This window comes from Thalassobacter sp. (genome assembly GCF_982993085.1).
The window spans coordinates 1-5,888 of the sequence record NZ_CEZFMW010000159.1; the positions used below are offsets into that span (position 1 = coordinate 1).

The window sequence follows — 5,888 nt, forward strand, 5'->3', positions numbered from 1 at the left end:
GCGGGGATATTTGTGAACCAAAGAGGGGCGCGGTCGTGCTGAGCTATCAACACAGCTATCATGCGGGCAATTTGGCAGACGTGCACAAGCACGCTCTGCTGGCCTGTGCGTTGGACTATATGACGGCTAAAGATAAGCCGCTTACCTATTTTGAAACACATGCGGGTCGTGGTGCCTATGACCTGACGAGCGAGGCTGCGGTCAAGACCGGTGAGGCGGCGCAGGGGATACTGCGTTTGGCGGACGCCTTTCCGCCGGAGCACCCGTATAGTGCAGTGCGCGCCCGGATTGCGCGGGTTTATGGTGAAGCGGTCTATCCCGGCTCGCCTCTGATTGCTGCGCATTTCCTGCGGCCGGGTGATCAGGCCCATCTGGCTGAGTTGCACCCTCAAGAATTTGCTGCGTTGGAAGACCTGAATTTCGACGACGCGCACAAGCTGTTTCACGGCGACGGCATTGAAATGGCGCTGGCCCGAACACCGCCGACGCCTCGGCGCGGATTGATGCTGATTGATCCCAGCTATGAGGTCAAAGCCGAGTACGACGCGTTGCCGCGCCAGATCGCGCAAATCCATGCCAAGTGGAATGTTGGGGTGATAGCACTTTGGTATCCGATCCTTGTGGATGGGCGGCATCAGCCGATGGTGCGTGGCTTGCGCGAAGCAGTGCCTGATATCACGATACACGAGGTTCGGTTTAAGCCTGCGCGGCCAGACCATGGGATGGTCGGTTCCGGCATGGCCCTGATCAACCCACCCTACGGATTGCAGGCCGAATTGAAGCGATTGGATAGGCTTTTCAAGCCCCTGTAGCCCGCTTGACTTTGCCCACGCACAATCGTTCCATCCTGACCGAGCAGCGAGGAGATATGCCCAATGACTGATACACCAAAAGGCTACTGGATTGCCCATGGCCGCGTGGATGACCCACAGAAATACGACCTGTATCGCGCCGCCAACGCAGCCCCGCTTGCGGAATTCGGCGGCGTGTTTCGGGTGCGTGGCGGGACCCAAGAGGTGATGGAGGGCAGCGCCAAGCCCCGTACGGTTGTGATCGAATTTCCCAGCTTGCAGGCGGCGCGAGATTGCTATGCCTCACCTGGGTATCAAGCCGCGCTGCAGCTGCGCCTTGGTATCGCCGAAAGCGATTTGGTGATTGTTGAGGGCTATTTGGGCTAGCCCCTCTGGCGCCCGACGGCTTATGGCGCGGGCACCAAAATGACCTCAAGGTTGACGTGCGCGACCACGTCCAACTGCCCCCCAGCGACAGGCACATCGGCCGCCATGGCCCGCATGCTGAGGCTCTCATTCATCGGGCGCGGACCGGCAGTGCCTTCGCTGATGCTGCGGATGCCGTCCACAATCATGCCTGACGCCTCGGCGTACAGCCGCGCCTTTGCCATAGCGTCGTCAAAGGCCGCAACCCGTGCGCCGTCCTGCAAAGGACGCGCATCGACCAACGCGAACCGCACGCCTTGAAATCCGTTTGCGCCATCCGAAATCACCGCATCCAGCACCGCGCCAAAGCGGTCAAGATCACGGATGCGGACCTCAAACCCCGTTGCGGCCTCATAGCCGACGATGCGCGGGGCCTGCCCATCTGCGGGGCGGGTCCAGCGCGGGTTTAGCTGTAGGGTACTGGTTTGGACGTCGCGTTCGGCGACGTCTTGCACCTCAAGCGCGGCTAAAACAGCGCGGGCGGCCGCAGCCATTTCCGCCGTAACACCCGATGCCTTGGCCCCTTCGCGCGACACCCGAAGCGAGATCACGGCCATGTCCGGCACCGCGGTCATCCGGCCCTCGCCCGTGACCTGTAGGAGCGTCTCGGCCCGAACCGGCGCGATAAACACGGCAGCCAGCACCACGCCCAAGGCAGCGGCAACACTCAATATATTCAATCTCATAGCTCTCCCTTCTCGCTTTGGATCGGCGGAACTCCGCCCGAATTGCCAATCTTTGGCCCCTGCGGTCCGCCTATTTCGACCCAGCTGCCTTTTCGCAAGTCTTTCGCTCATGCCTATCCTAGGGTAAAATTAACCAAAGCGCGCGTACCCTTCATTTGGGACGGCGCAAACCCGCCGCGCGTCTGGACCCAAGCCGATATGCAACCGACCTCAGCACTGGCCTTTTCGTATCAGGATATCACGCTTTTTGCGCGGCGGCCGGGCAATCGTTGGTTGTCACTCGGCGTGGTCAAGCTGAGTGATCCAGACCTGCAAGGCGCGCTTTCGGACCTGCGCGGTGAGGCGGTTGCCGACAGCGGCCCGCAGTTCACCACGCTGCTGATCTTGCCCCAAGATCAGGTGCTGTACACGGATATCACGATCAGCAGTGATGCCGCAGCCCGGGCGGAGATCGCCAAACAGTTAGAGGGTCTTACCCCCTATTCGGTAAATGATCTGGTGTTTGATTGGTCAGGTGACGGCTCAGTGCGCAAGGTCGCGGCCGTTGCGCGTGACACCCTGAGAGAAGCAGAAGGCTTCGCCGTCGAACACGGGTTCAACCCCGTCGCGGTATCGGCTGATGTGCCTGCGGGCAAGTTCGATGGCCAGCCGAACTTTGGCCCCTGTGCCGGCGCAGATGCGTTTCTGGGCGGCGCCATTCTTAAGCCTGAAACAGGCCCATTTCGCATCACCAAAGCGCCCCTGCCCCCAGCCGGCAAACCCAGCGCGCCGTCAGAAAACAAGGCCACGTTCAGCACACAGCGCGTCAATCCAGACACCGTGGCCGCACGCCTGAACCAGCTTGCCACACGCGTACCACCACCCCCGGACGACACGCCGCCCCCCGGCCCTGACCTCAGCCTGCCGGTGCCGCCCCCTGCGCGAAACCGCTTCGGGATCTGGCTAACCTTGGGGCTTTTACTCGCGTTCCTACTGGTTGGCGCGATTGCCTTGTTCACATCCCGACCCGGGCCACAGACCGTCGAGGATGTCGCGGCCAATGATCTGCTGCCCGAAACGGGCGCGCGGCAGGGCGGCACGTTTACGGACCTCGCACTCGCCCCACAGCCCGACGAATTGGCCCCCGAGCCAGAGCCATCCGAGACCGCCGGCTTTGAACCCGCGACCTTGCCAAGCGAGGATGACGTTATCGCGCAAGAGCAAGAGCAAGAGGCCGAGGCCCCGATGCCCTTGCCCACCCCGCTTCAAATCGTCGAGATTTACGCGGCCACGGGCGTCTGGATCGGGACGCCAGATGCGCCAGAACCCGCGCTCGAAGATGTGTTGCTGAGCCTCTATCAAACCACGTTAGACGACCCTATCGCCCACGCAGATGCCGTGGCCCTGCCCAAATCGAGCGACCAGATAGAGCCGACATTGCCGCGCAGATACTTGCCGCCGCCTCCCCCCGGCTCGACCTTTACCGTCGACGCGCGCGGACTTGTGGCCCCCACCGCAGATGGCATCGTAACGCCCGACGGCGTTAGGGTCATCGCCGGCGCCCCACCGGTTGAGGTTTTGCCACCGCCCCGGCCCACATCGCCCGACACGCCCAGCCCGGATGCCGACGCCGCCCCCAGCCCCGAGGCCGCCCAGCGCGCCTTACTTGCCAAGATCCAGCCCACGCCCCGCCCCGCAAATTCCGCCGACGCCGTGGAACGGTCTGAAAACAACGGCCTCACCCTAGCGGAATTGCGCCGCCCAGAACCCACGCCGCGCCCCAAAAGCCTTCAGGTCCAAGCCGAAGAGGAGGCGCGTCTTTCTGCCTCCGTCGCTGCGGCCGCCGCACAGGCCGCTCAACAAGCCTCTCTTGCGAGCCCGGGTGCAGCCAGCGGCGGGCAACGCGCCACAAACCCCGGCGCTATCGCCCCGCTGGGCACCATCCCAGAGCCACCCCTGCGGGTCACCCCCCAAAGCGATAGCCCGCTGGCCATCGCCCGATCCGCCGCGCCGCGCACAAGGCCCGCAGATGCGGATAAACGGGTGGCGGCAATACAGGAGCGGGCCACGACGCAGGCCGCGAACACCGCCTCCGTTGCCGCTGTCGCACCGCGGCCACAAGCCCCCGCAACCACGCGCACCCTACCCACAGGCAGCTCAGTGGCGCGCGCCGCCACGCAGGCCAACGCGCTATCTTTGCGTGAAGTCAGTCTAATCGGTGTCTTTGGAAAGCCTTCGTCACCCAAAGCACTCGTGCGCCTACGCAATGGACGCACAGTTCGGGTCGGCGTCGGGGACCGTGTGGATAGCGGTCGCGTGACTTCTATCGCGCCGGGGCGTCTGACCTACCGAAAAGGCAGCCGCGATCTCGTGCTCGAAATGCCCCGCATCTAAGCCCAGCCTACAGCAGCCACATCGCCGCAAGACCCAAGAACGCAAAGAACCCGACCACATCGGTCACCGTTGTCACAAACGCGCCCGAGGCCAACGCGGGGTCGATCCCGGCCTTTTCCAACAACACCGGCACGCCCACGCCCGCCAAACCCGCCACGAGCAGATTTACCACCATCGCCACGCCGATCACCGCACCCAACATGGGTGAGCCGAACCAGATCACTCCGACGATCCCCATGATCACCGCAAATGCCAAGCCGTTCACCAGCCCGACTAAGACCTCACGCCGGATCACGCGCCACACGTTGGCCCCAGTCAAATCCTTGGTCGCAAGTGCGCGCACCGCCACGGTCAACGCTTGCGTGCCCGCGTTCCCGCCCATGGACGCCACGATGGGCATCAACACGGCCAATGCCACGATCTGCGCGATCACATCCTCAAACTGCGCAATGACCAATGACGCCAGCACGCTGGTCACAAGGTTCACAAACAGCCAAGGAAAGCGCCGCTTAACCGTCGCCGCGACCTTATCAGCCAAGGACCCTTCGGCATCCACACCCGCCAGTCGCAGGATGTCTTCCTCATGCTCTTCGTCCAACACATTCATCGCGTCATCGATTGTGATGACCCCGACCAACCGCTCATCCTCATCCACCACAGGGGCAGAGATCAGGTGGTATTGGTTGAATGCATAGGCCACATCGCCCTCGTCCTGCGTGACATCAAAGGTGCGAAAACTGTCCTCAGTGATGGCCGCCAAAGCCACTGATCGCGGATGCGCCAGCATCTTGCCCAATGTCACATAGGCTGTGGGGCGCAGCTTGGGGTCCACAAGGATCAGGTGGTAAAACTGCTCCGGCAGGTCGTCGCTGGCGCGCAGATAATCGATCGCCTCGCCCACGGTCCAATGCTCGGGCGCCATCACGACCTCACGCTGCATCAAACGGCCGGCGGAATACTCCGGATAGGACAGCGCGCGCTCAACCGCGACGCGGTCGGCATCCTCCAAGGCGTCCAGAATCGCCTCGGCTTGCTCCTCATCCTCAAGATTCTCGATGAAGTCCACGACGTCATCGGTTTCCAACTCCGCCACCGCCTCAGCCACTTGGGCCGAAGGCAATGTGGCCACGATCTCTTCGCGCACGCTTTCGTCGAGTTCACTTAAAACATCGGCGTCCAGATCATCGCCCAACAACCCAAAGAAACGCGCCCGCTCACCACGGCCAATCTGCTCTAGGATGTCGGCAATATCCGCCGGGTGCAGTGGCTCCAACAGGGCCTTCAGCCCCACTTCGTCCTGCGCCTCAAGTGCGGCACGCACCAATCCCAACCGCTGAGCATACTGCGCGGCTTCGTTTTCGGGGGGGTCGATGACCTCAGGCTGATCCATGGCGCACCTCTTGCTTGCCCCTTACCTACCGCGCGGCTGGATCAAGTCCAACCGGGATTTACGGTCCCCCACGCGGCAGATAGGCTACGGCGCATGACACATCTGCTCCTTGGCCAAACCCTGACACTGCCCAGTGACCCGTTCCACACGGGCCATGAAAGCGCGCGCCATGAACGCCGCGGCGCTGTGGCGATTGCGCAGGGCAAAATCACAGCCGTGGGC

The 5,888-nt window shown here is 62.8% G+C and carries 5 protein-coding genes; 3 read left to right on the forward strand and 2 right to left on the reverse strand.

What is annotated here, in order from left to right; genetic code table 11:
• The first annotated feature begins 35 nt into the window (after positions 1–35).
• Complete coding sequence (locus AC4GMC_RS16870; RefSeq protein ID WP_487877989.1) at positions 36–812, forward strand: 23S rRNA (adenine(2030)-N(6))-methyltransferase RlmJ; 777 nt, start codon at positions 36–38, stop codon at positions 810–812.
• A gap of 63 nt (positions 813–875) precedes the next feature.
• Positions 876–1,178: a DUF1330 domain-containing protein gene (locus tag AC4GMC_RS16875; RefSeq protein ID WP_487877988.1), complete on the forward strand. Its 303-nt coding sequence runs from the start codon at positions 876–878 to the stop codon at positions 1,176–1,178.
• A gap of 20 nt (positions 1,179–1,198) precedes the next feature.
• Here the strand turns inward: AC4GMC_RS16875 and AC4GMC_RS16880 are convergent, their stop codons facing one another.
• A complete protein-coding gene (locus AC4GMC_RS16880; protein WP_487877987.1) occupies positions 1,199–1,903 on the reverse strand; it encodes an SIMPL domain-containing protein in 705 nt (234 codons plus the stop codon).
• Positions 1,904–2,101: 198 nt separating this feature from the next.
• Between AC4GMC_RS16880 and AC4GMC_RS16885 the strand changes: the two genes are divergently transcribed.
• Complete coding sequence (locus tag AC4GMC_RS16885; protein WP_487877986.1) at positions 2,102–4,276, forward strand: hypothetical protein; 2,175 nt, start codon at positions 2,102–2,104, stop codon at positions 4,274–4,276.
• Between the two features lie 7 nt (positions 4,277–4,283).
• On the opposite strand, the gene mgtE is transcribed toward AC4GMC_RS16885, so the two are convergent.
• A complete protein-coding gene (gene mgtE / locus AC4GMC_RS16890) occupies positions 4,284–5,666 on the reverse strand; it encodes a magnesium transporter (protein WP_487877985.1) in 1,383 nt (460 codons plus the stop codon).
• Positions 5,667–5,888 lie beyond the last annotated feature (222 nt).